Here is a 25,881-nt window from a genome sequence, read left to right as displayed (position 1 = left end):
TAAAGTCTAACGACTAAAAAATATAGCAATATGACTTTCAAAGATTTAGGAATACATAACGACTACATAAAATCGCTTAAAGAATTAGGAATTAAAACACCTACAGATATTCAAGAACAAGCTATACCAATATTAATTAAATCTAAAAAAGATTTTATTGGTTTAGCTCAAACGGGAACTGGAAAAACGGCAGCTTATGGTTTACCTGCTTTACATAAAGTAGATCCTAGCAAAAGAGCCGTACAAGCATTAATTATTGCACCTACCAGAGAACTGGTGCAGCAAATTAAAAAGCAACTATTTAAATTCACGAAATACAATACCAAAAAGATTTTTGTTGAAGGTGTTTATGGTGGTGAAAAAATAGACATACAAATTAGTAATTTACAGCGTCCAACGCACATTATTGTTGCAACTCCTGGTCGTTTGGTAGATTTATTAGATAGAAATATTATAGATTTAACGCATATTAATACACTTATTTTAGACGAAGCAGACGAGATGCTAAGTATGGGTTTTAAAAAAGATTTAAATACCATTTTAGATGCAACTACAAAAAGCGCTCGTAATACATGGTTGTTTTCTGCAACTATGCCAGATGACTTAAAAAACATCGTATCGCGTTACATTGCAAAAGATGCTGCTCGTGTAGAAATTGATCGCGAAAGTATTGTAAACGCTAATATTTCTCATCATTATGTGAAATCGTCTATAGTCGATAAGGCACATACAGTTATGCGTCTATTAGAAGAAAGAGAAGACCAACGTGGTATTATATTTTGTAGAACAAAAGCAGGAACGCAATCTTTAAAGCAACAGTTACAAAAGGAAAACTTTAATGTAGATGCTTTAGAAGGTGATATGACGCAGAAAGAGCGTGATAAAGTAATGCGTGCGTTTAAGAATACTAATTTACAGATATTAATTTCGACAGATGTTTCTGCTCGTGGAATAGACGTTAATAACCTAGCTTTTATTATCCACCACCAATTACCAGAACATATAGAATACTACACACATAGAAGTGGACGTACTGCAAGAGCAGGAAAAAAAGGACAATCTATTGCGTTAATTCTACCAAGCGAGCTTAACAAAATTGCGAACGTAGAAAAGACTTTAGGTATTAAAATTAAGGAACTTACGCTATAATTATCATGTCGCAGTTTACTGAAAGTATTACTTCAAGTTACACGCCTAAACGATTAGCAACCAAGCTAAACGCTAGTGGAGAGCGTTTTGTGTTACAAGGTCATCCTTGGCTTTTTAGTGATAATATTACTAAAATTAACGACGACGCGAAAAGTGGCGATTTGGCTATTATCTTCGGAAAAAATAAAAACAAAGTTATTGGTCTTGGTTTGTATGATGGGAATTCGCCTATTCGTATAAAAATGCTGCATAGCGGAAATACTGGCGCAACTATAAACGCTGAGTTTTTCAATACTAAAATTGAAGAAGCCTTTGCTAAACGTCAATCTTTATTACAAACAAACACCAACAGCTACCGCTTATTATTTGGTGAAAACGATGGTTTTCCTGGACTAATTGCAGATGTTTATGCACATGTTTTAGTTGTGAAAATTTATTCTGAAATATGGCTTCCGTATTTAGAATCTATTTTAGAAAGCTTACAGGCTGTTTCTAAGGCTAAAACAATAGTGATTAGACTTAGCCGAAGTATGGAACAATCTAAATTACACAAACTCCAAAATGGAGAAGTTGTTTATGGTGTTTTAGAGCATGAAGTTGTTGAGTTTGTAGAACATGATGTTAATTTTTCGGCAAATGTTATAAAAGGTCATAAAACAGGCTACTTTTTAGATCACAGAGCCAATAGAAAGCAAGTAGGCGAGTGGAGTAAAGGAAAAACGGTTTTAGATGTGTTTAGTTATGCTGGCGGATTTTCGGTACACGCATTAGCGAATGGCGCAAAAGAAGTTACTAGTTTAGATATTAGTAAACAAGCTTTGGAAATAGCTGTTTTAAATGGGAAATTGAATCCATATACTGGAACGCACAAAACCATTGCAGATGATGCTTTTGCTGCCATGAAGCAAATGATTAAAGACAAGCAAACCTTTGATGTTGTTATTATAGATCCTCCAAGTTTTGCAAAGCAACAAAGTGAAATTGAATTAGCAAAAAAGAAGTATGCACAATTAGCGCAATTAGGTGTTAAGCTTACTGCTAAAAAAGGCTTATTGGTTTTAGCATCGTGTTCTTCGCGAGTGTTAGCCGATGTATTTTTCGACATTAATACTCATGTTTTAAACGAAAGCAGTAGAACTTCAGAATGTATTCTAAAAACATATCATGATAGCGATCATCCTATTGGTTTTCCAGAAGGTGCTTATTTAAAGTGTGGCTATTATCGTTTTGAGGGTTAATTAGTTATTGTTTTAAACTGTTTCTGTTTAAGTCTTTTAAAAGTGCTTCGCCTTTTTCTTCAAACCTTCCGAATTCTGATAAATCAGAATCCACCTTCCTTTAACTAAAGGAAGGAGCGAGTGATTACAGTGTTTTGCGGTAATCGAGAAAGACTTAATATCAAATTTATAAAAAGAGTTTGTATCGTTGTAGCTCTCCTCTTTTTTCAAAGCCAAGAATGAATTTAGATTTTCAGTTAAAGAAAATCTGAAGAAAGCGGAGTTAAAACACTTAAAGATTAAGATGCTTTATATTTTTAAAAGTGCTTCGCCTTTTTCTTCAAACCTTCCGAATTCTGATAAATCAGAATCCACCTTCCTTTAACTAAAGGAAGGAGCGCGTGATTACAGTGTTTTGCGGTAATCGAGAAAGATTTAATATCAAATTTATAAAAAGAGTTTGTATCGTTGTAGCGCTCCTCTTTTTACAAAGCCAAGAATGAATTTAGATTTTAATTAAATAAAATTTGAAGAAAGAGGAATTAAAACACATAAAATATATTACTAATATTCAAAAGATTGCCACCTCGTAAAAACGCCTCGCAATGACATATACAATTCATATTAAATAAAAAAAGCCACTCGTTAGAGCAGCTTTAATTCAATGTTTTATATATTTTTTAATGCGTTTGCATTACACCTTTTCGTTTCTCTAGTTGCCTCTCAAGTGCTGCAATAACTTCTGATGCACTTTTATGGAAAGAATCGCTTGTGGTATCGGCAAACAATCTAGGTCCTGGAGCGCTAAGCCTAATAGATGTTTTCATTTTAGAATTTCTAGTAGAGGTGTTTTCTGTCTTAAAAAAAACATCTGCACGTACTATAAATTCATATTTATTAAATAATTTATCTATTTTTCCTTTTACGTAAGTCTCTAATTCTGGGCTAGCTGTTACGCCATCGTATTCATAGTTCACTGTCATATATTATTGTTTTAAGTTGTACTTAAATATACAAAAAACTGTAATACAGAATCCCTTTTTAACCAAAAATTATGAATTTAATCTATTAGGGAGAGGATGATTCAATTGTTATATTTTTTGTATTTTTATTCTTAAATGCTATAATTAATTTACAATCAATGGATAACAAACCAATTTCAGATTTACATAATCATCCTAGCCTAAAACCTCATGGTAACGCCACAGACATAAAAACCATTTGGGATAGCTTTGAAAACAAGAAACCAAAAGACTATTTTAAAGGAATAAGTGTTAGAAAATGGATAATTAACATTGTTCTAAAGAAAATGGCTACCTATTCGCAGTCTAATTTAGAGCGTTGTTTTGAAGGCCATAATCGATTAATATTCTGTTCTGTTTACCCAATAGAAAAACCGTTTTTAAGACCAAACAGACCGTTTAAAAAGAGTACTGGTATTCATCGCTTTATATTAGGTATTATTTTTAAAAAGAAAATGAATTCAAATGCTATTGCAATAGATAAGAAAATAGCGTCTTTACTTTCCGGAATTTCTATTAAGACTGCAAGTCGTTTAATAGATCCTATTCATGATGATGACATTGATACCATCGATTATTTTAGCGATTATATCTTTGAATATCAATATTTATTGAATGCTAGTGGAAGTGTTTCAAATAAAACCATTCATGGTAAACAACCTAAATTTAACCTCGTAAAAAATTATGAGCATTTTTTAGAAATGCAATCTAATGGAACCGTTTGTGGTATTATGACAATAGAAGGTATGCATGCGTTGGGTGTTTATAATAAGAAAGATTTATTTGAAACTGCCAAAATTGAAAATCTACCTCAAGACAGACAGAATAAACTGAAGCTTTCATTTATTGAAAATATTAAAGCGATAAAGAAAGAAGCGTTTCCTCCATTTTTTATAACCTATGCACACCATTTTAATAATTTACTGGTTGGTCATGCTAAGAGCTTTATGGATGCCAAAGGCACGTTTGATCCTGGTTTTGCTGATATTTTCGACCAAAGTTTAGGTCAAGATTTGGGGATTTCTAACTTCGGAATGCAATTAATAATAGGTCATTTGCTCTCTCGAGATAATGGTCAGCGAATATTAATAGACGTCAAGCACATGTCTATTAAATCGCGAGAAAGTTACTACGAATTACTAGAAAACATGCGTGCAGATAGTGATGCTTTGCAAGATAATGTTCCAATTATTAGCAGTCATACAGCAGTAAGCGGTATTGCTACATTAGCAAAAGCCTTGGCAGATAAAGATAGTTTTAAACTCGATAAAAACACGTACGTAAGTCTTTGGGATATTAATTTAACAGATGAAGATATTGTTGAAATTTTTAAATCTGACGGCTTAATTGGTATTTGTATGCACGACGGAAGAATGCCAGGTAATACCTTCAGGAAACTCCTTAAAAAAGCAGATGCTGAAACCACTAAGAAACTTCATGTACAAATGTTTTTAACCAATGTGTTTCATATAGTAAAGGTGAATCTTGCCTATATTAGAAAAGAAAACCAAACACAAACGACCTCTAAAATTGATGAAGTAGAAGCGTGGAAGACCATTTGTTTAGGTACAGATAATGATGGTATTGTAGATCCTTTCGATCATTATAGTACATCGGCAGATTTACCTGCTTTTAGAGCAAAAATCTCTGAAGCTTTAAACAATTATGTTATGCCAGAATATCAAGGTTTTAATGTGATTAATCTACCAAGTGAAACACAGTATTCGCTTAGTGAAATTGATGATCTAATGGCTGGACAACCTTGGGTAGAAGCTATAGATAAAGTGTTTTATAATAATACAGATGCTTTTTTACGCAAGTATTTTAGTAAAACGTATTTAAACCAGAAAGAAGACCATCTAATTGTTTAAAAATGAAAAACATAGCTATTATTTTATTGTTTGTTATTTTTAAATTAGGCACAGCGCAATCTCATACTATCGACAATTTGCGTCTTGGTTTTGGTATTACATTAACTGCCGAAGTTCAGAATGGATACCAGCTAAAGTTTAGAGCTAGTGCTGCAGGTGGTATTGGCAATTATGTAGGCATTAATAATAACGGATTTGGTATTTTACCAACAGCTCATTTGGGAGTGATGCTCTATAATCGTGGGATTTTAGGAAGTAATTTAAGTAGAGACTATAAAAACAGTCTGTTTTTAGACTTTTTCACGAATGCTACACTAACCATTGGAGGTCAAAATATTACAGCAATAAATAGACTAGAGGATAGGATAGTACCATTATATCACTTTGCCGATTTTACTGCCAATCCTTTGCAAAACACCTTTAAACACTCGGTGTCTATTGGATCTAATATTATTTTTAATCCAGACAAAAACCGAAGTACCCAACGTTTAGGTTTCTTTAATTTAAACGTAGCTAGAACAGTACAACTATCTTATTATAATGATGGTGGACCAGTTTTAAATATTTTTGGAGATAAAAAAGATCGTTATTATACTGGCGGATTAGTACTTTCCGCGCATTTAAAATCGCAAGCATATTTAAATTTAATAGCATTGAGTTTTCATAAGTTTACAGGTTGGCAGCCTTTTGCCTTCGATGCTGGCGATAAATTACAACTTGACCACATTCCTTATAAAAACAAATCTGTTTTTGGTTTCAATCAGCAACAATGGACATTAGCCGCGAGCAGTTTTAATCATAATTTTTCAGGCTACATTTCCGCGTACGATGTTAATGTTTGGGATGTACAAGATATTCTTCATTTTAGTAGAGATATTCCATACCATCCCGATTATTTTTATGGTTATCGTATTGCTGTTGGTGGTGCTTTTGAGTCGTTTAATTATAAAAATCAATTATGAAAACGGTATTAAAAATAGTGGTTGTTGGTATTGGTTTTTTAATGATAAATGCCTGTGCAAATACTTATAAGATAGCGACTAAAGCTGTTATAGATGTTTCTAACTATAGTATTTATGTTTTTAGATTATGCGAAAAAATAGAGGTAGAAGGTAGTGAGCGTTTTTTAAGTTGTGATGACCATTGCAAACCCAATAATATACTAGCGGTTAATGGTACGCAAGTAAGAGAAGAATTGTATTTATTAATCGAAAAACAAGGAGATAAAGTTATTTATCTAACAACTAAAACCGATAGAAGTTTTGACATGGAACCTGATAATTTTAATACTGAATTACATAAAAACTATGTTTTTGCTAATGATTTAGAAAATGTTTACTTCGGAATAATGAAGCAGAATGCTATAGTATTTACTAATAAAAATGAAACGTTAACATTGCAAATGACTCCAAGAAATAATAAAGCTTGCGATTATATAATTTCTACATTATTGAGCAAAACGAAAGATGACACACCAATTAATAATCAGTTAGTAACTTTAAGAGATGTATATAGTATTCCAATTCGGTTTATTAAAAGTAAACGGATTCTAGCCATTCAGGAAAATAAAAAAACGGAATTAGATACCGTTAAGACTATTCACTTAAATGGCAAACGCATTATTTTAAAAGGAAATACACAAAGTATTGAGGGTTCTCAAAAACGGAGATTAAAATACCATCCTAATTTTAATGATTAGTTGCCTTTATTACTATTCTTATAATTTGTCTGGTGGAGGATGTTTAGTTATTATTATGTGAGGTTTAAAATATTCTATTTTACATAATATTAATTATAATTCAAAAAAAGAATTATAATACGACGTTATATAAAATGTCTTTATAACATTAAAACCAATAGTTTTATTGTTATCTTTTAAAAGAAAACAATACCTACATTTAAAGAAACTTAGTTAATAATACAATCTAAAATCGAGTAGTTTACACATTTTATAATGTTTTTGATGCAGCTCTTCTACGACATCTAACATATTATCATCTTCATTAAATAAGTTGAAGAATGCAATATCAAGATTTGAGCTGGTTATTCCAATACTTTTATTACCGTATCCAGAAATACCTTTTGCGCCTGTGACATCCAAAAAATATTGAGCTTCCTCTTCGTCTAAATCTAGAACTTTAACATTTGAGAAATGTAAAATTTTGCCTTCTAATCGTCCTTCAAAGATTTCGGCAATTTCCTGTAGACTATAATAGTAATCGTTTAAACAAATGTTATTTCCTTCGCCTGGTATAATAAAGTAAATTATTTCATAATCTTTATAATTATGATCGTCTAAGACCAATCGATTTATACTCGTTTCTAATCCTTCAATAGTGTCGCATGTATTATAAATACTATCTACACCATATTGCAAGGTTAATTGTTCTAACTTTTTTTGAGCTTCTGTAACGGTATCAATTTCTACATCTTGAACTGCTTCTAAACAGAAAATAAAATAATCTGTATCTATTAATTCTTCTTGCGGTAATTGTTGTCTTTTTTCTAACAAATCTTAGAGTTTATGCTAAATATATAAAGTACAAAAATATTATAAATCTTTTTTATTTTAAGTGATTTACATACAAACTATACTCACTTTTAAGAGTTTAAAATAATAACCTCTCTCCTATTGTTTTATTTAGAAAACTTAATTTTATTAAAAATAAAGAGACGGATTTTTAAAAACATTTAATTTGACAATAAAACTTGCCTTTCTACAAGCACAGTTCGTTCTTCACCATTTGTTTCTATAGTAATTTGTTGCTTGTCTGAATGATTGGTCGCTAATATCTCACACCATTTTTCGTCAGTAACATTTGTATAATCAAAATCGTTTATACTTAAAATTTTATCATCAATTTTTAAACCTTTTTGTTCTGCTTCAGAATTTTCATAAATTGAACTGATAAATACGGATTGTTCTTCAAGTCTAAACCTAAATCCGTTAGCTTTAACTGTTATTTTTTCTTCTGGTTTAACATTGTCAATAAACCATGCTTTACGATGTTTCCAACTTAAAACCACTTTATAATTTTTTAAAAATCCTGCACCAATAACCCTCGATTCTATTTCGCCAAAAGAAATAAGCGTATTTGGAGCCTCAAATTTTCCTGTTTTAAAATTATCTACAATGGCCTTATAAGATTTCGAGGTTTTTATATCTCCATAAACACCTGCTAAATTGCTACCATTATTTTTGATGTATTTAATTTCCGGGTTTTTGCTTAATAGATTTTTAAAATCATAAGAAAAAAGAGAAATACCACCACCATAACCGTAATCTATAATAGTACTGTATAATTTTTCCTTACCTAAAAAAGATGTAATCGCAGGTGTACCATCGTACCCAATAAAAATTTTAGAATAAGGCGCGTTTTCGGGAATAGTAATAGAATCGATAGTATTTGTAAATGTAATCTCTTGTTTAACCATATCTATTTCCCAAATAGAATTCATCATGAAATTAGCACCTAAAAAACCGTCTATTTTTAAGCATTTAAAATCTTTTACAGTTTCAATATCAAGTACAACTGCAATTGTATTTAAAAAATTAATCGAATTAAAATGTATAGTATCTATTTTTACAAAGTCTAATACTCTAGACGTTGTACTGATATCAAAAACTTCTTTTTTACCTAAAGTCTCTAAATTTAATTCCTCAACCATTCTTGGTGAAATAGCAGTAACTGCGCCTGTATCAAACAATAAACGGTATTCTTTATTTTTAATTAATACCTTAACAATTATAGCATTACCATAAGGTTCGTATTTAAAGGTTGTAGTGTAATCTTTATCTTCAACACTACCTTTTTTTAATAGTTTATTTATATTTTGAGAAGAACATAATAAAGAAGATTGGAGTGTTATTAAAAGAATACAAACAAGCTTAATGTTTTAATAAGGCATCATATTTATTGGTTTTACAAAACAAAAATGCTAATTATAGATTTATTATTAATTAAGAATTTGTTAATGTCTCAATAATTATAGTGATAACTAATTGTTAACTTCTAATAATTAAGAGTTATTATTATCTACTTAAAGTTAACCTATAAATTTTCCCAAGACTATGTTTATTATTTATTTTTAAAAACATAGCTTCAAGATCTAATATGGCGTCATTAAAAGCTTTATCACTATAATTATTATCGTGTGGAGAAAAGTAAAAACGATAATCTTTAGCGTCTAAATTTAAAATTGGTGCTGTAATACTTTTAAATTCAGTATTAATTTCTCTATCCGAAAGCACTTGACTTGTAAGCACTATTCTTTGAGTATTATGAAGCTTGTTGCTGCCTTTACTATTAGTATTTAGGCCTTTATCTGCATATTTTTTTCTAATTTCAATTTCGTCTTTACCCATTTTATAATCGACAACGAGATTATATTTTTTGGGTGTTTCCTTATTAAAAACAGAATCGTATATTTTACTTTGAGTAAATCTAGCACGTTTGTTATTTAAGATAACATTGTATCCCAAACTCTTATCATTAAATAACGCATTTAACGCATCTGTTTTTTCGCGTTCTTTTGAGTAATAAGGCGCATGAGAACTTATACTAAATTCTATATTAGGTTGTACTGTAGCTCTTAAATGCTTAGTATCGTTGGTATAGACATAAATAAATCTATTTTTTCGTAGTATTTTTTCACGGTGTTTTCTATATTTAATAAAGGCGCTATAATGTTCGTTACTTGCTCCTTGATCCGTAATTTCTGCCTCTTGAGAAGTAATTTCTGTAACTGGCTTTTTTTCGCTTAATGTAGTAACAAAAAAGGTAATTATTAATACCGCAAATAATATGATTGCAATTATTGGAGCAGGCGAACTGAACTGTTTTTTAACTCTTTTATGGTTTTTACTAATCGTCTCTTCGCTTACACTCCGTGTTGCGAATACAGGTTTTTCTTCACTTTTAGAAACTAAAGTCTTTTTGTTTTCTGGCCCAATAAATTCTTTTTCTGGATCATTAGGTTCTGGTTCATTAAATTCTAATTCGGAAGCATCAGTATTAGGGAATAACTTTTTAATTTCTCGTTTAGTAGCATCATCGAATGGGTTTCTACTAAACAAAAAATCTAAATCTTTAATATTTAATCTCGAAAACGAACTTGGTAACGTGGTTATTTCATTAAAACTAATATCTAACCAAGTTAAATGACTAAGCATACCTATATTTTCAGGTAACTTTTTAATGTTATTCTCGCTTACATTTAAATATTCTAATTGTCTTAAATTACTAATAGATTCTGGAAGTGCTTTAATTTTACTTACGCCAAAACTAGCTTTTTCCAATTGTCTTAAATCGCCAAAATTTTCTGGTAAAGATTCAAAGCAATTGCCTTCTGCCCATATATTTTTTAGATAGCGTAAATTACCTATAGCATTTGGAAGCGTTATTAAATTATTACCATCTAATGAAAGTGTTTCCAAATATCTTATTCGCGTAACAACATCTGGTAAATGTTCTAATTTAAGATCGTAGATTCCAAGGTCTTTTAATCTATATAATTTATCAATCCATTGCGGGAAGTCTATTAACGGATTAGATCCAAAATCGAAATCTTCTAGATTAGACAATGCTTTAAAAGACTCTGGAATAATTGTAATCTCATTTTCGGAAAGCGATAGTGTTTTTAAATTTCTAAACTTAAGTATTATTTCTGGCGCAATTTTAAAGTTGTTATTTCGAAGTTTTAGTACTTCTAAATACTTTAATTCTGTAATAAAATCTGGTAACTCTGTAAGCTGGTTATTTTTTAAATTAAGTACTCTTAGATTGGGATTCTCTAAAATGCTTTTAGGTACCGTTTTTAGCGATTGGTTTGATAAGTTTAAAGTATCATTTTCTGAAGAGTGATAGGCCATTATAAATATGATATGTCTTGATATGGTAGATGAACACGAATTTAAACAAATGCATTCAATTATAATGCAATTGAATTACCAAGTTCTCATTTAACATGCATTCGGCGGTATCCTCAATAATAATCCCATTTTTTTTTGAACTACTTTTTTTTGAGTTTCTTTTAATTCTTGAGTAATAAAACCACATTCTAGTTTGTTATTTTCGTCATTATTTCTAAAGTATGATACAAACTGTAATCTAATAATTAAGTCTAAATTTGAATCTTCAATTGTGTTTTTACATCTTTTCTCTGAGGAATTGTCCAAACTAATAGGACTCCCGCATGTGTTACATCATGTTATATCCTATCGATAGTAACTATTTCTGTTTGTTAGAAAACAAAAAGGAGAACAGTTATAAAAAAACCATTCTCCTTTTCTACTATTAATTAACCAACCAAATCAATTAATCTTTATTTTTATATTTAGACTATATTTTGTTCTAATAGTTTAAATGTATAAGTATAAAATGTATTTGAAAAAGTAAATAGACGAATAGCTATATGAAGTCTACCAATAAGAGAATTTAACCAATTGACTTAATTTGTAAAACACATTATAAATAGTGTTCAATTCCTTTTATGTTACTATTATACATTATAATAGTTGTATACTATTTCCATGTATAGAAACTAATTAATATCTTTGGATTGATGCAAACACAGTAAAGCCTTCATTAAATGAAAAAAAAGAATCTATTAGTACTCGTTTTTTTAAAAACACGAATGCTATTGATATTATATTTTACCTTTCCTTTTTGGCATCTATTGTTGTGAGCATTCTTTTTGACAAGGCTCAATTATTATATGTAACACCTATTGTAATTGTTTCAATAATTTTAAAGTACTTAAGTCTGACTAAAAAAAGGCTAACCCATTTTTTGTGTTTGCCTTATTTGCAACATTAACTTCAGATATACTCTCGCTTTATTGCTTTGAAAGCTGTTTCGAATGGATTGCGCTATTCGCTTCTCTATATTTAATATGCTGTGCATTTGTTCTCAAAAAATACTTACATAAAGGAAAAGTTAGGTCGTTACTATCTTTCCCAGTTATAGTTAGTGTTATATTAATTACCTATATTTTATATAATATTCTGGAACTACTTATATACTCTATTCCGGATAATCACATCTTTTTTATCTTTTTAGCCACTTTAAGTCTAATTGTTTATACCATTACATTCGCAATTATTTATATAAATGATAATTATAATAATGGTACAATTTTACTAGCCTCTGGTATTTTTACTTTTTGTCAAATTGTACTCGTTCCAATTAATGAGTTTTTAATCTTTAGTAAAACTTTTACTGTACTAATCATTATTTGTCATATAATGGCCATTTATCTTCTCATGAATTTTATAGCAAAAACGGAAGTTGTAAAACCTGAGGATATTGAGAAAAAGTTTTTTTAGATTCCTCAATTTGTCTAAAATAAAAAAGAGGATAATTATAAAACTATCCTCATTTCCACTATTAACCAATCAAAAAAAAACTAATTCATCTCTATAATACCTACTACTTCGTAGGCCCTTGTGCCATCGTACTGTACTTTTTCGTATAAAATATTAGCATACTCATAAAATGTTTCACCGTTAATTACTACTTTTTCGTAATCCTCAGGAAGTTCATAAACTATTGTTCCTACTTCTGGATCCACAACTTCATATTCATTATTTGTTTGTGTGTAAAAGGTACCATTGACGTTAAAATAGAAACCGTTGTTAAACTGAACTCTTTTATAATTTGCAGGTAATGTTTTAATTCTGAATCCTACTTTAGGAGCAATAACAATATAACGTCCTCTAGACTGTGTATAATACTTATTGTTTGCATAGTAGTAATTTTGCCCTTTATGATTAACTACAGTTTTATTTGGTACATTTCTAACAGAAACTACTTTCTTTTTCTGTGTTTTATAAGTTACTTTATTACTTGGTATTCTTTTAATAGTAACAGATTTTTTAGTATTTGTCTTAGCTACTGTACGTTTTGTTGTTTGTGCAGATACTTGTGTGGTTAATGCCAACAAAAATGCCACTGGTAGTACGTATATTTTAATAAGTGATTTCATAATTAATTGTATTAAGGTTAAACTAAATTACAATACTAAGACTCTGTACTGCTTCTATAGTTTAAAGGTACAGGGATAAAACCCTAAAAAAAAGCAAATAGACCAATGCCAAAATTGTATCGACCTATACATTGTTTTTATAGATTGAATACTATTAACTTATACAATTATTAAATATGCCGCATAAAAAAAGGTGCACTATTAAGTGCACCTTTTTAAAATTACTTAAATAGATTACTTTAATAACTCAAGTAAACCTGTTAACTCTGTTAAGTTTAAACTTGAATTACTGTCTGTATCTAAAACATTAAAATTTTCTGACACAGATCCTATTGCTTCTGTAGAGCTAATAGCTTCATCTTTATTAGAATCTAATAAACTAAAAAGACTAGATATTTGTTGAACTGTAGAGTTGGAGCTTAATGAACTTAATAAAGTTGCTGCATTTGCAATATTTGATGTATTTACGTTTTTAACGCTATTACAACTTAATAAACTTACTGTAACGACTAAGGTTAGTAGTATTTTTTTCATGATATATTTGTTTTATTATTAATGTTACCGCAAAGATAACTGCGTCTCTAAATATTCAAGTGTAAAATAGACATCTGCTAATTACTAATCTACCAAACACATGATTTTATAGACCAAATAATAAATAGTATATTTTTAAAGAGAGTTATTATTTACAAATTCTAGAAAAGCAGGTTTATACTGCTCAGAAACTGTAATACGTTGTCTATTGATAATAATCTGGCTACGCTCAATAACTTCAATATTTTTTAAAGACACAATAAATGAACGATGCACACGCAAAAAATGAGTTTCGGGTAACTCTTCTTGCAAAGATTTTAAACTCATTAAAGTTAAAATAGGTTTAGGGTTATCTTTTAACCAAATTTTAATGTAATCCTTTAACCCTTCAAAATACAACACATCAGCCAACTTAATACGTAGTTGCTTATATTCTGATTTTACAAATAGGAATTCTTTTTCATTGGATACATTACTACTCTGCTGTTTTCCTTTTAGCAATTCAAACCAAGCATGTGCTTTATTTGCAGCAGCAAGAAACTCGGCATAATCAAAAGGTTTTAATAAATAATCTAAAGCTTCTACTTTAAAACCTTCTAAAGCATATTGGTCGAATGCTGTTGTGAAAATTACACGTGTTTCTTTTGGTAACATTTTAGAAAACTCAATACCAGTTAAATCTGGCATCTGTATGTCTAGAAATAATAAATCTACAGGTTCTGTTTTTATAAACTCCATAGCTTCAATAGCACTACTACACTTCTTTTTTAGCTCTAGAAAAGGTGTTTTCTCTACATAACTTTCTACTAAATTAAGCGCCATAGGCTCATCGTCTACAATAACACAGGTTATTTTTATATTACTCATAATTTAGTGTGTTTCTATTTCTAATTGCGCAATATAACGCTCGTCTTTTACAAAGGTCTTAAAACTACTTCTATTTGGATACAATAATTCTAAACGTTTTTCGATATTAAGAAGTCCTATTCCAGACCCACTTTTATCGTCTGTTTTTTTTGGGAAATTATCGTTTTCAATACTAAACAAAACTGTTTTATCATTACACGTCATATTTATATTAATCGTACTTGGTTTACTTGCCGATACGCCATGTTTAAAAGCATTTTCTATTAATGATATAAATAATAAAGGTGCAATTTTAATTGTTGTTGCTTCTGAAGGAAAACTATAATTAACCACTGTTTTATCAGACACTCGCAACTTCATTAAATCGATATACTTTTTCATAAACTCGACTTCCTTAGATAACGCTATAGATTCTTCATTTGTTTCATATAACATGTAACGCATTAATTTACTTAAGCTATGTATTGATGTTTTGGCCTGATCTGGTGAAATATCAACCATAGCATAAATATTATTTAACGAATTAAAAAAGAAATGCGGTTGTAATTGGTAATGCAAATGTTGTAATTCTGACTGTAATTTAAAATTAATAGCTTCTTTACGTTCAGTCTCTGTTCTTACCCACCTTTTTGTTGTTTTTATTGCTATTGAAAATAGTAAAGGTGCCATATAAGATAGTATTTGAATGTATACAAACATCTTAAAAGGACGTCCTTCACCTCCATTGCTACCAGAGCGTTTTTTTACTAAATCTGAAAAATAAGTATCTTCTATAAATTCTTTTAAAAATAAGAATATCATTATAATGACAGCATTGATAACAACAAACTGCATCATTTTTTTAGGAAACAGAAACGCATCGATTAATATAAAATAATTGAGATAAAATATAATTGCAGAAAATATTAATGGAATCCAAAAATGAGCCACTAGCCTATTTAAATCTTGTTCCTGTCCATAAGATAAAAAGTATGGCATACTAAATAGTACAATCCAAACTAATAAATGAGAAAAGATTGTTATGTTTTTATTTTTATGCATTTGGTTATGATTTAAGTCTTGTTATAAAATCGAATAACACTAAAAGAGATTATAATCAATGTTGTGATAATTCCTATTTAAGAGGACACGTCAAATATAAAACTAATTGTTATTTATTTTTTTACATAATAGACGATTTGGACTATTTGCTATACCAATGTTCAGATTTTATCGATAGTAATTTTTGTTTATTATAAAGATAAAATGAAAACACACATTACTACCAAAAGCAATATCTTCTGGAATGTCATTTAAAATTCAGCAACCTTTACTGATTATGATTGTAGCAGAATTAATATTATCTACTACCTAAAACACCTAATTTAGCATATAGAAACAAAGAAAACAAACATGAAGTTAAAGATTGATAAATTTGTCCTTTCTATTATTGCGACTATTTTAATAGCTTATTTTTTTCCACAATATGGAGCACAGGAAAGTAAAATTCCTATCGACACAATTAGCGCTGTAGGAATTTCGCTTATCTTCTTTTTCTACGGATTAAAATTAAATCCTACACAGTTAAAAGCAGGACTTAAAAATTGGAAATTACATCTTTTAGTACAAAGTGCTACTTTTTTAATGTTTCCGCTATTGGTTTTATTGTTTAGACCGTTACTTCAAAATGAAGAACAAGAAACCATTTGGTTAGCGTTCTTTTTCTTGGCAGCATTACCCTCTACAGTATCATCGTCCGTTGTTATGGTGTCTATGGCAAAAGGAAATATACCTGCAGCTATTTTTAATGCAAGTATTTCTGGTATTATAGGAATTGCAATTACACCGCTTTGGATGGGCTTGTTTATAAATGATGCTCAAACAGATTTTGATTTTACAGCGATCTATTTAAAACTGATTGTTCAAATTATTTTACCTGTAATTTTAGGGCTCTTATTACAACGTTTTTTAGGGAAGTTTGCTCACAAACACAGGAGTAAATTAACGCTGTTTGATAAATCTATTATCTTATTGATAATCTATAAAAGTTTTGCAGAATCTTTTAATGATAATATTTTTAGTGCCGTCTCTCTTTTAGATTTAGGCATTATTTTTATAGGTGTCATCGTATTGTTTGGTATTGCTTTTTTACTAACAGGCTTTATTTCTAAAAAGTTAAAACTGAATACCGAAGATCAAATTACAGCACAGTTTTGTGGTACTAAAAAATCATTAGTACATGGTACTGTTTTTTCTAAGATATTATTTGGCAACATGGCATCGGTTGGTATTATTCTTTTGCCGCTCATGTTGTTTCATGCTACACAGATATTAATCATTAGTATTGTCGCTTCTAAAAAAAGTAGAGAAAGTTAAATAATACTAAAATTTTTAGAAATCATTTATTTGATTATTTTAAATCTTTCCTTTAATTACTTTAAAAGTCGGTTAGCTAAATGAATACAGTCGCTCTATTTGGAAATAAAAAAACTAAAAATATATTAATTAATTAGACCCTTAGTTACTTATAAAATTTTTATAGTTTAATACCTTTGACATCTACATTCAAAAGTGTTATTAAGTTTTAAAATATGAGTAAAAATTTATCCAATTCAGTATTGTACTTAATGAGTATATCTGCTGGACTTGTTGTTGCAAACCTCTATTACAACCAACCACTTCTGCACCAAATGGTTGTAGAATTTGGAGTTAGTGAATCTGCTGTAAGTAATGTGCCTCTGGCGACACAATTGGGTTATGCTTTTGGTTTATTATTTATTGTCCCTTTAGGTGATAAGGTTTCCAACAAAAAAATATTACAATTCGATTTTGCTTTAATGATTCTCTCACTAATTGCAGCATCATTATCAAGTACTTTATACCTTTTGATTATAAGTAGCTTTTTCATAGGTTTTTCATCTGCCTTACCACAATTATTTGTGCCAATGGTTGCTCAATTATCTGACGATAAAGGTCGAGGACGTGCCTTAGGTATTGTAATGAGCGGATTGCTAATTGGTATTTTAGGAAGTCGCGTTATAAGTGGTGTTGTAGGAAAATGGTTTGGGTGGCGCTTTATGTTTTCTGCAGCAACGGTATTAATGGTATTGCTGTTTATTTTACTTCAATATAAATTACCAAAAATTAAGCCCAACTATAAAGGAAGTTACGGAAGTTTATTAAAATCGATAGGTCATTATTTTAAAACAGAACCTTCGTTACGATTGGCTGCTTTACGCGCTGGACTTGGTTTTGCAGGGTTGAGTGTTTTTTGGACCACCTTTGTTTTTTTAATGGAAGATCATTTTAATTACGATAGCGATGTTGCTGGAGCCTTTGGTGTCTTTGGTATTGTTGGAGCACTTGGCGCAACCGTTGTCGGTAAAATGAATGATAAATATACTAGAAAAAGTATGATTATCTTCTCTACCGTATTATTAATGATTTCTTGGGTGATTTTCCTTTTTTCAGGATACTCTTTAATTGGTTTAGCCTTAGGCGTAATTATAGTAGATTTAGGGATGCAAGTTTTACATATTACTAACCAAGTTATTATTTTTTCTAAGAATCCAGAAGCTAGAAATCGAGTCAATACGGTTTATATGGTGGGCTTTTTTATTGGTGGTGCTTTCGGTACTTTTTTAGGTGCGTATGCTTGGCAACATTTTGGTTGGCAGGGTGTTGCTGTTTTAGGTTTATTAATATCAGTAGCTATTTTAATCGTTCAGTTTATTTTTGAACCAAAACATCAATCATAAAAAAAAGACTAACTGTTTAAAACAATTAGTCTTTTTGATATTTATATTAATTTATAAACCGAACGCTATTATTCGTAACGTAAAGCGGTTATTGGGTCTAATGCGGATGCTTTTCTTGCAGGATACCATCCGAAGAAAATACCCGTTACAGCACATACTGCAAAGGAAATTATTATAGAATACAAAGCAACACTTGTTGGCCAGCCTAGAAATTGCTCTATAAATACGGAGGCTCCTAATCCTAGTAATACACCGAGTATGCCACCGGTAATACTAATTAAAATAGCTTCAATTAAAAATTGCATTAAAATATCTGCTCCTTTTGCGCCTACTGCCATACGCAAACCAATTTCTTTAGTTCTTTCTTTTACAGAAACATACATAATATTCATAATACCAATACCTCCAATTAGTAAAGAAATACTAGCAACAGCAACTAACAGAATGGTTAACATTTCTGTTGTAGAACTAAAGGTTGAAATTAACTCTTCCATAGATTTTACGGTAAAATCATCCTCTTCATTATCTAGTATCTTATGCTCAGAACGTAAAAGTTCTGTTACTTGAGTAACCGCTTTAGATGCTTCATCTTCACTGATTGCAGATGCTATAATTTGATTTAGATGATCTATGGCCAAAATACGTTTTTGTACCGTTGTATATGGTGCCAATACTACATCATCTTGATCTTGACCAAAGGTATTTTCTCCTTTTTCTTCTAACACCCCAATCACTTTAAACGGAATGTTATTAAAACGAATCATTTGACCAACAGGATCTTGCCCATCAGGAAACACGTTGTCTACAACGGTTTGCCCAATAACAGCCACTTTAGAAGCCGATTTAACCTCAGCATCTGTAAACATACTACCACTTTGTAAGCCTACAACTTTAATTTTAATATAGTCTGGGTTTACACCGTAGATACTACTTGGCCAGTTGTTAGAACCATTAATAACTTGTCCGCTGCCATTGACAACAGGTGTGACATAGCTTAATAAAGATGCTTTTTCTTTAATCACTTCGTAATTTTGAAGCGTTAAGGTTTGAACATCACCTCCACTTCCTCTTACAGCACCTTTATCATCAGCTCCAGGTTTAATGGTAATCATATTAGATCCCATGGCAGAAATTGATTCACGAATACTTTCTTTTGAGCCTTCACCTATGGCTAACATTGCAATTACAGAAGCTACCCCAATAATAATCCCCAACATAGTAAGCAAAGTTCTCGTTTTATTGAGAATAATTGCCTTTGTTGCGATTTTAAATAAATTTAATAGTCTCATAATTAATGGTCTTGTTTAGGTAATTTTGCTAATTCGGTTGCTGCAGATTGCACATTATGATTTTGATAATCTTGCATAATCTCGCCATCTTTTAACACTACAGTTCTACTACTAAATGTAGCAATGTCTGGTTCGTGCGTTACAAAAGTTATGGTAATACCTTTTTTGTTTAACTCCTGAAATAACGACATAATCTCATAAGAGGTTCTAGTATCTAAGTTACCAGTAGCTTCATCTGCAAGAATCATTACTGGATTATTAACTAAAGATCTTGCTATGGCTACACGTTGTTGTTGTCCACCAGAAAGTTGCGAAGGTGTATGATGTAATCGTTCGCCCAAACCAACCATCTCTAAGGCTTTAATGGCACGTTCTCTTCGTTCTTCAGTACTAACTTTACTGTTATACAACAATGGTAACTCTACGTTTTCAATAGCAGATGTTCTTGCTAGTAAATTATACGATTGAAAAATGAAACCTATCTTTTCGTTTCTAATGGTTGCTAATTCATTTCTGCTTAAATCTTTAACGCTAACACCATCAATTTCATACAGTCCAGAAGTTGGTTGGTCTAAACACCCTAAAATGTTTAACATTGTACTTTTACCAGAACCACTTGATCCCATTATTGTTACAAACTCTCCTTCTTTTATATCAAACGATATTCCTTTTAAGGCATGAACCGTTTCGGTTCCCATCCTAAACTCACGTTTTAAATTTTCTATTTTTATGATTTCTTTTTTCATAATCTTATCTTTTTCCTCCACCGCCTCCACGTTGTGGCATAAATGGACTTGTACTTTTAGCGTCTGTTCCTGCTTCTGATTTAGAAACTCCTAATAAGCTATATACTAATTTATCTCCTTCAGCAATACCGTTTACTATCTCTACATTAACACCATCACTCGCTCCAAGAGTTACTATTTTAGGAGTAATTGCGCCATTATTCTCTAATACCCAAAGCGTAGTTCCTTCTCTAGAACGTTCTATAGTACTAGGTTCTAATTCTTCTTGTTTATTATAAGCTTCTAAAGTCGCTTTTTCTGGTTTAAAGTTGATGGCTTTAGCTTCTGTTGTCAACACATCGTTTAATTCTAAAGTAAAAATAGAAATGGTCGCTGTTAAACCCGGTTTTAATTTTAAATCTGGATTATCTGCTTTTATAACTACAGTATAAGTTACTACATTTGATGTTACTGTAGGATCTAAACGTACTTGTGTTACAACACCTTCAAAAGTTTCACCTATGTACGCATCTACTGTAAACATAACACGTTGCCCTTCTTTTACTTGTCCTATATCTGCTTCATCTACATTTGCTTCCACTTGCATTTCTTTTAAATCTTGTGCAATGGTAAATAACGTTGGTGTGCTTAAACTTGCTGCAACGGTTTGTCCTTCGTCTATAGCTCTTGATAATACAACGCCGTTTATTGGCGAATAAATATTAGCATAACCTAAGTTTGTTTTTGCCGATTGTAAGTCTGAATAACGCTGAGTAACCGTACCTTTTGCTGTTTGATAATTAAAATTAGCATCATCAAAATCTGATTTACTAATCACTTGACTATCGTACAATGTTTTTTGTCTGTCGTAAATTGTTTGCGTGTAATTTCTCTGGCTTATAGCATTATCGTAAGCGGCTTGTGCTTGCGTTTTTGATGCGTTAAGGTTGGTTTTGTCTAATTCTGCTATTAATTGGCCTTCCTTAACAATACTGTTATAGTCTACATATATTTTTTCTACTACTCCAGACACTTGCGTTCCTACTTCTACTTGCGTAATAGGCTCCATAGTACCTGTTGCTGTAACCATAGTGGTTACATTTGCTTTTTTAGCAATAACCGTTTTTGCTTCTACGATGATGGCATCGTCACCTTTTAAAAATACAAAGGCTGCTGCGGCAATTGCTGCTAGTACTAAGACGCTGATTATAATTTTCTTTTTCATAATGGTATAGTTTAAAGTTTGATATCGTTTCCTTGATAAAATTGTAATAATTGGTGGTATAAAATATTTAAGTATTTAGATTGTAAATAGTTTTGTTGTGTGTTGGTGAATGTGTTTTGGCTAATCACTAAATCGGTTGTACTTAAAGCACCTAACTCATACTTTTTTAGTGCCAGTTTATAAGATTGCTCTGCAGCTGTTTTTGATGCTTCTGCAGCAATAACTTGCTCTTGTGCAGATACTGCATTTTGATAGGCTGTTTCTACTTTTTTATAAATTTCTTTTTCGGTAGATTGCTTTTGAATTTCTGCACGTTCTATATTTAAATTTGCTGTTTGTACTGCTGCTTTTGTTTGGTTTCTATTAAATATTGGAATACTTAAAGACAAGCCCAGTTTCTGATTAAAATTAACATCAAATTGATCTGAAAACGTATTATCATTAATACTCGTGTAACCAGAACCAATACTTCCTGTTAAAGATAATGTTGGTAAAAAACCACCTTTAGCAATATCTAGCGCTTTCTCACTAGCTTCGATATTAAGTGCGCTAGCCTTTATTTCTGGCATAAAACTTAAAGCATTGTTATAAACATCAATTTTATTCAGTTCAAGGTTTATTAAATCCATGTTTTCATCAATACTTTCAATTTCAATATCTTCTAATGGCGATAATTCTAATAATTGTTTTAATTGAATGATGTATTGTTGGTAATCGTTTTTTGCCGCAATAACATTAAATTTGTTTGTTGCCGTTTGGCTTTGCGCCTCTGTATAATCGCTTAAAGCAATTGTTCCCGCATCTAAACGTGCTTTTGCTCTCAAGACTTCTTTTTCTGAAGCTGCTACATTATTCTCAGCAATAGAGATACTTTCTTTACTGTAAAGTATTTGTAAATAGATTTCTAAAATACTTAAAGCGATGTTGTTTTTTTCTACTTCTTCTTCAAAAACACTTTGCTCGAATAGTATTTTATTTTGTTTAATTTGATTGTTGATTTGATTACCTTGAAACAAAGTCATAGAACTATTTATACCCACATTTGTACTATTTATTTGATCTGTTACAAAATTACTTGTAATAGGATCGATAGTACTTCCGTTAGAAAAATTCTGAGAGGCGCTACCAAACAAATTTGGTAATCTAGAAGATTTTGCTTTTTCATAATCTACTTCTGCCATACTTTTACTTAAAGCAGCATCTTTAACTGTAATGTTATTTTCTAAAGCGTAAGTTATAGCGTCTTCTAAAGACCATATTTTTTTTGAAGTATTTGTTGAAGTTTCTTGTGACCAAGAAAGCTGCACAAATAGTAAGCTTGTAAGGATTAGATATAGTTTCATTTTTTGAGTGTTTTAATTTTACACTTCAAATATTAAACTATATACTATCTTATTATAAAGCAATAGACGTTTGCCACAATTGACTATACTAAAGCCCTTTATTTATCGATGAGATTTACATAAGAAAAAATAAAACCTCTATAACAACCATAAATAGCCGATACCTTAATATTAGATCTCACATTAAAAAGTCAACCTTTTATTTTGAAGAATTAACACTTATTAAGAATTACATGTTCTTATAAGTACTATTTTTGCCCACTTAAATAAATTATCAAGAATCTCAACAAAAGGAGATAGCAACCTGCAATAACGAGCAAGGTGCTAAATAGATAAGCCAAGTATTTGGAACAAATGTTAATTCATCTTTCTATTTATTTGTCCATTCTATTTTCCTTTTTAAAAAGAATTATAAAAAAATGGAAAAGTCCACTACAATTACACCAAAATTTTCAGCATTAATACCACTATTAGTATTCGTTTTTACGTTTTTAGGTGTTGGTATTTATCAAAACGATTTTTATGCACTTCCTGCTCCTATTGCAGTAATTGCAGGTATTATTGTTGCCTTTTTAATGTTTAAACAATCTATAAACTCTAAAATTAAAACGCTTTTAAAAGGGTGTGGTGACGATAAAATTTTAACCATGTGCTTAATCTATTTATTAGCAGGTGCATTTGCAGCAATTACTAAAGCAACAGGTAGTGTAGATGCTATTGTTAATCTTGGGTTAGATTATATTTCAATACATTATATCTATTTTGGTGTTTTTATAATTGCTGGATTTTTATCGGTTTCTACCGGAACTTCTGTTGGCGCTATCGTTGCATTAGCTCCTATAGTTGTTGGTTTTGCAGATAAAAGTAGTGTTGATTTGGCTATCCTTTGTGGTGCGTTATTAGGTGGTAGTATGTTTGGAGATAATCTGTCGGTTATTTCGGACACGACCATTGCTGCCACACAGTCTTTAGGTTGTAAAATGAGCGATAAATTTAAACAGAACATCAAAATTGCTGTTCCCGCTGCTTTATTTACTATTGCTATATTAATTTTTCAAGGTTTTGGTTTAAAATCCACCGAAACAGAAACAGTTGTTTATAGCTATTCTATTATAAAAATACTACCCTATTTACTGGTGATTATATTGTCTATTATAGGTGTCAATGTTTTTATAACTTTACTTTTAGGTGTTATATTTGGTGGATTGTTAGGTATTATTTATGGTGATTTTACACTTATAGAATCTACAAAAATTGCATATACTGGCTTTACAAGTATGACAGAAATTTTCTTACTATCACTACTTACAGGAGGTTTAGCTGCATTGGTTAAAAAAAATGGCGGTATTGAATTTATTTTGGTAAAAATAAAAAAGCTAATCAAGAATAAAAAAACCGCTCAATTAGGCATTGCAACGTTAGTTAGTACTACTAATATGGCTATTGCTAATAACACGGTCTCTATTATAATTACTGGACCCATTGCAAAAACTATAAATGACGACTACCAATTAGATAATAAAAAGACCGCTTCTATTTTAGATATTTTTGCCTGTATTACGCAAGGTCTTTTACCTTATGGAGCACAAGTTTTAATGATTTTAAGTTTTTCTAAAGGAAAAATAGATTATTTAGATCTAGTATCAAACACTTGGTATTTACTACTTCTATTGATCTACACTTTACTTTTTATCAACTTTAAACCTTTACGTTTAAGTTAGAACATTAAACAGTATGCATAACCCAAAACATTACAAAACAAAAAACAGCATCTAATATATTTAGATGCTGTTTTGTTATAAAAAATGTTTTAAAATGTTATGCTTTAAGAGACTTCATGTCAATAACAAATCTGTACTTAACATCGTTACTTGTAACACGATCATAAGCTTTGTTTATATCTTGCATATCTATAAGTTCAATATCACTTGTAATATTATGTTCTCCACAGAAATCTAACATTTCTTGTGTTTCTTTAATACCACCAATTAATGAACCAGCAATACGCTTACGTCCCATAATAAGATTACCACCGTGGAAAGGATCTAAAGCATCGATTGCACCAACTAATACCATAGTCGCATCAATTTTAAGTAATCCTAAATACGGATCCATTTCGTGACCAACAGGAATGGTGTTTAAGATAAAATCGAAACTCCCTTGATGGGTCTTCATATCGTCTGCATCTTTAGAAACCAATACTTCATGAGCACCTAATCTTTTCGCATCTTTTCCTTTTTCTGGAGATGTTGTAATCATTACTACGTGAGCACCTAAAGCGTTTGCAAACTTTACACCCATATGTCCTAATCCACCAAGACCAATGACACCTACTTTATCTCCTTTTTTTACTTTCCAATGACTTAAAGGTGACCAAGTTGTAACTCCTGCACACAATAAAGGTGCTGTTGCTGCTTCGTCTAAATTTTCAGGAATACGTAATACAAATTTCTCATCTACCGTTACCGATGTTGAATACCCTCCATAAGTTTGCGCACCTTCTATATGCTTATCTGGACTATTATAAGTATAAGTGGTTCCTTTTTCGCAAAACTGCTCTAAATCTTGCTCACAAGATGCACATGTTTGGCAAGAATCTACTAAACAACCTACACCTACTTTGTCTCCTATTTTATACTTAGTTACACCTGCACCAACCTCTAGAACACGACCAATAATTTCGTGTCCTGGTACTACAGGATAAGTAGAACCTTTCCAGTCATTTCTTACAGTATGAATATCGCTATGGCAAACACCACAAAACGTAATATCTATTTTTACATCGTCTGTTCCAACTGCTCTACGCTCAATGTTTAATGGTTTTAATTCTTCGGTTGATGCGGTTGCACCATATGCTTTTACTGTTGTCGTTGTCATAATTATGTTTTCTTAATATTGATTTTAATTCAATGTCTA

Annotated in this window: 22 protein-coding genes and 1 riboswitch; of the genes, 8 read left to right on the top strand and 14 right to left on the bottom strand. The window is 30.7% G+C overall.

What is annotated here, in order from left to right:
* Positions 1 to 30 precede the first annotated feature (30 nt).
* Both ASC44_RS02330 and ASC44_RS02325 read left to right on the top strand, forming a co-directional pair.
* Positions 31 to 1,149, top strand: coding sequence for a DEAD/DEAH box helicase (locus ASC44_RS02330; RefSeq protein WP_055446012.1), 1,119 nt, complete (start codon positions 31 to 33; stop codon positions 1,147 to 1,149).
* Positions 1,150 to 1,154: 5 nt separating this feature from the next.
* Positions 1,155 to 2,387, top strand: coding sequence for a class I SAM-dependent rRNA methyltransferase (locus tag ASC44_RS02325; RefSeq protein ID WP_055446011.1), 1,233 nt, complete (start codon positions 1,155 to 1,157; stop codon positions 2,385 to 2,387).
* Between the two features lie 659 nt (positions 2,388 to 3,046).
* On the opposite strand, the gene hpf is transcribed toward ASC44_RS02325, so the two are convergent.
* Positions 3,047 to 3,349 (bottom strand): ribosome hibernation-promoting factor, HPF/YfiA family, encoded by a 303-nt coding sequence (gene hpf, locus ASC44_RS02320; RefSeq protein ID WP_055446010.1) that lies wholly within the window; start codon positions 3,347 to 3,349, stop codon positions 3,047 to 3,049.
* A gap of 158 nt (positions 3,350 to 3,507) precedes the next feature.
* Here hpf and ASC44_RS02315 point away from each other — a divergent pair, with 158 nt between their 5' ends.
* Genes ASC44_RS02315 through ASC44_RS02305 form a run of 3 tightly spaced genes read left to right on the top strand, consistent with a single transcriptional unit; the run spans position 3,508 to position 6,958 of the window.
* Entirely contained in the window at positions 3,508 to 5,259 is a 1,752-nt protein-coding gene (locus ASC44_RS02315; RefSeq protein ID WP_055446009.1) for an amidohydrolase family protein, read from the top strand.
* 2 nt (positions 5,260 to 5,261) lie between these two features.
* Positions 5,262 to 6,221 (top strand): hypothetical protein, encoded by a 960-nt coding sequence (locus ASC44_RS02310; RefSeq protein ID WP_055446008.1) that lies wholly within the window; start codon positions 5,262 to 5,264, stop codon positions 6,219 to 6,221.
* Complete coding sequence (locus ASC44_RS02305) at positions 6,218 to 6,958, top strand: hypothetical protein (protein ID WP_055446007.1); 741 nt, start codon at positions 6,218 to 6,220, stop codon at positions 6,956 to 6,958. The genes ASC44_RS02310 and ASC44_RS02305 overlap by 4 nt, the downstream gene beginning before the upstream one ends.
* Before the next feature lie 213 nt (positions 6,959 to 7,171).
* Here ASC44_RS02305 and ASC44_RS02300 read toward each other — a convergent pair whose 3' ends face one another.
* The 8 genes from ASC44_RS02300 to ASC44_RS02265 form a co-directional block, all read right to left on the bottom strand.
* Positions 7,172 to 7,771 carry a DUF6642 family protein gene (locus tag ASC44_RS02300; RefSeq protein ID WP_055446006.1) on the bottom strand — a complete coding sequence of 200 codons (600 nt, stop codon included), beginning with the start codon at positions 7,769 to 7,771 and terminating at the stop codon, positions 7,172 to 7,174.
* 179 nt (positions 7,772 to 7,950) lie between these two features.
* Positions 7,951 to 8,991, bottom strand: a complete 1,041-nt coding sequence (locus tag ASC44_RS02295; protein WP_275044194.1) for an aspartyl protease family protein — start codon at positions 8,989 to 8,991, stop codon at positions 7,951 to 7,953.
* A gap of 301 nt (positions 8,992 to 9,292) precedes the next feature.
* Entirely contained in the window at positions 9,293 to 11,131 is a 1,839-nt protein-coding gene (locus tag ASC44_RS02290; protein ID WP_055446004.1) for a leucine-rich repeat domain-containing protein, read from the bottom strand.
* Between the two features lie 90 nt (positions 11,132 to 11,221).
* Positions 11,222 to 11,437 carry a tail fiber domain-containing protein gene (locus tag ASC44_RS18485; protein WP_161804994.1) on the bottom strand — a complete coding sequence of 72 codons (216 nt, stop codon included), beginning with the start codon at positions 11,435 to 11,437 and terminating at the stop codon, positions 11,222 to 11,224.
* 1,229 nt (positions 11,438 to 12,666) lie between these two features.
* The gene (locus ASC44_RS02280) at positions 12,667 to 13,245 is read right to left on the bottom strand and encodes a DUF6515 family protein (RefSeq protein WP_055446002.1); all 579 of its coding nucleotides are present in this window, start codon (positions 13,243 to 13,245) and stop codon (positions 12,667 to 12,669) included.
* A gap of 234 nt (positions 13,246 to 13,479) precedes the next feature.
* The gene (locus tag ASC44_RS02275; RefSeq protein ID WP_055446001.1) at positions 13,480 to 13,779 is read right to left on the bottom strand and encodes a hypothetical protein; all 300 of its coding nucleotides are present in this window, start codon (positions 13,777 to 13,779) and stop codon (positions 13,480 to 13,482) included.
* A 135-nt stretch (positions 13,780 to 13,914) separates the two neighbouring features.
* On the bottom strand, positions 13,915 to 14,646 hold the full coding sequence (locus ASC44_RS02270; RefSeq protein ID WP_193787254.1) for a LytR/AlgR family response regulator transcription factor: 732 nt from the start codon (positions 14,644 to 14,646) through the stop codon (positions 13,915 to 13,917).
* A gap of 3 nt (positions 14,647 to 14,649) precedes the next feature.
* Positions 14,650 to 15,687: a sensor histidine kinase gene (locus ASC44_RS02265; RefSeq protein ID WP_055446000.1), complete on the bottom strand. Its 1,038-nt coding sequence runs from the start codon at positions 15,685 to 15,687 to the stop codon at positions 14,650 to 14,652.
* 351 nt (positions 15,688 to 16,038) lie between these two features.
* On the opposite strand from ASC44_RS02265, the gene ASC44_RS02260 reads away from it, so the two are divergent.
* Together ASC44_RS02260 and ASC44_RS02255 are read left to right on the top strand one after the other, a co-directional pair.
* Complete coding sequence (locus ASC44_RS02260) at positions 16,039 to 17,001, top strand: bile acid:sodium symporter family protein (protein WP_055445999.1); 963 nt, start codon at positions 16,039 to 16,041, stop codon at positions 16,999 to 17,001.
* A 215-nt stretch (positions 17,002 to 17,216) separates the two neighbouring features.
* A complete protein-coding gene (locus ASC44_RS02255; protein WP_055445998.1) occupies positions 17,217 to 18,383 on the top strand; it encodes an MFS transporter in 1,167 nt (388 codons plus the stop codon).
* 68 nt (positions 18,384 to 18,451) lie between these two features.
* On the opposite strand, the gene ASC44_RS02250 is transcribed toward ASC44_RS02255, so the two are convergent.
* The 4 genes from ASC44_RS02250 to ASC44_RS02235 are packed head-to-tail and all read right to left on the bottom strand — an operon-like array spanning position 18,452 to position 22,965.
* On the bottom strand, positions 18,452 to 19,672 hold the full coding sequence (locus ASC44_RS02250; protein ID WP_055445997.1) for an ABC transporter permease: 1,221 nt from the start codon (positions 19,670 to 19,672) through the stop codon (positions 18,452 to 18,454).
* Between the two features lie 2 nt (positions 19,673 to 19,674).
* Positions 19,675 to 20,418: an ABC transporter ATP-binding protein gene (locus ASC44_RS02245; protein ID WP_055446079.1), complete on the bottom strand. Its 744-nt coding sequence runs from the start codon at positions 20,416 to 20,418 to the stop codon at positions 19,675 to 19,677.
* A gap of 4 nt (positions 20,419 to 20,422) precedes the next feature.
* On the bottom strand, positions 20,423 to 21,622 hold the full coding sequence (locus tag ASC44_RS02240; protein ID WP_055445996.1) for an efflux RND transporter periplasmic adaptor subunit: 1,200 nt from the start codon (positions 21,620 to 21,622) through the stop codon (positions 20,423 to 20,425).
* An 11-nt stretch (positions 21,623 to 21,633) separates the two neighbouring features.
* A complete protein-coding gene (locus ASC44_RS02235; protein ID WP_055445995.1) occupies positions 21,634 to 22,965 on the bottom strand; it encodes a TolC family protein in 1,332 nt (443 codons plus the stop codon).
* 266 nt (positions 22,966 to 23,231) lie between these two features.
* A riboswitch (SAM-I-IV-variant riboswitch) is annotated at positions 23,232 to 23,330 on the top strand.
* A gap of 54 nt (positions 23,331 to 23,384) precedes the next feature.
* Between ASC44_RS02235 and ASC44_RS02230 the strand changes: the two genes are divergently transcribed.
* On the top strand, positions 23,385 to 24,686 hold the full coding sequence (locus ASC44_RS02230; protein ID WP_055445994.1) for a Na+/H+ antiporter NhaC family protein: 1,302 nt from the start codon (positions 23,385 to 23,387) through the stop codon (positions 24,684 to 24,686).
* 97 nt (positions 24,687 to 24,783) lie between these two features.
* On the opposite strand, the gene ASC44_RS02225 is transcribed toward ASC44_RS02230, so the two are convergent.
* Positions 24,784 to 25,842, bottom strand: coding sequence for an NAD(P)-dependent alcohol dehydrogenase (locus ASC44_RS02225; RefSeq protein ID WP_055445993.1), 1,059 nt, complete (start codon positions 25,840 to 25,842; stop codon positions 24,784 to 24,786).
* Between the last annotated feature and the right edge of the window lie 39 nt (positions 25,843 to 25,881).

The organism is Lacinutrix mariniflava (assembly GCF_001418015.1).
Lineage (GTDB): Bacteria > Bacteroidota > Bacteroidia > Flavobacteriales > Flavobacteriaceae > Lacinutrix > Lacinutrix mariniflava.
The sequence above is the reverse complement of the archived record's forward strand: the minus strand, read 5'-3'. Positions and strand labels throughout refer to the sequence as shown.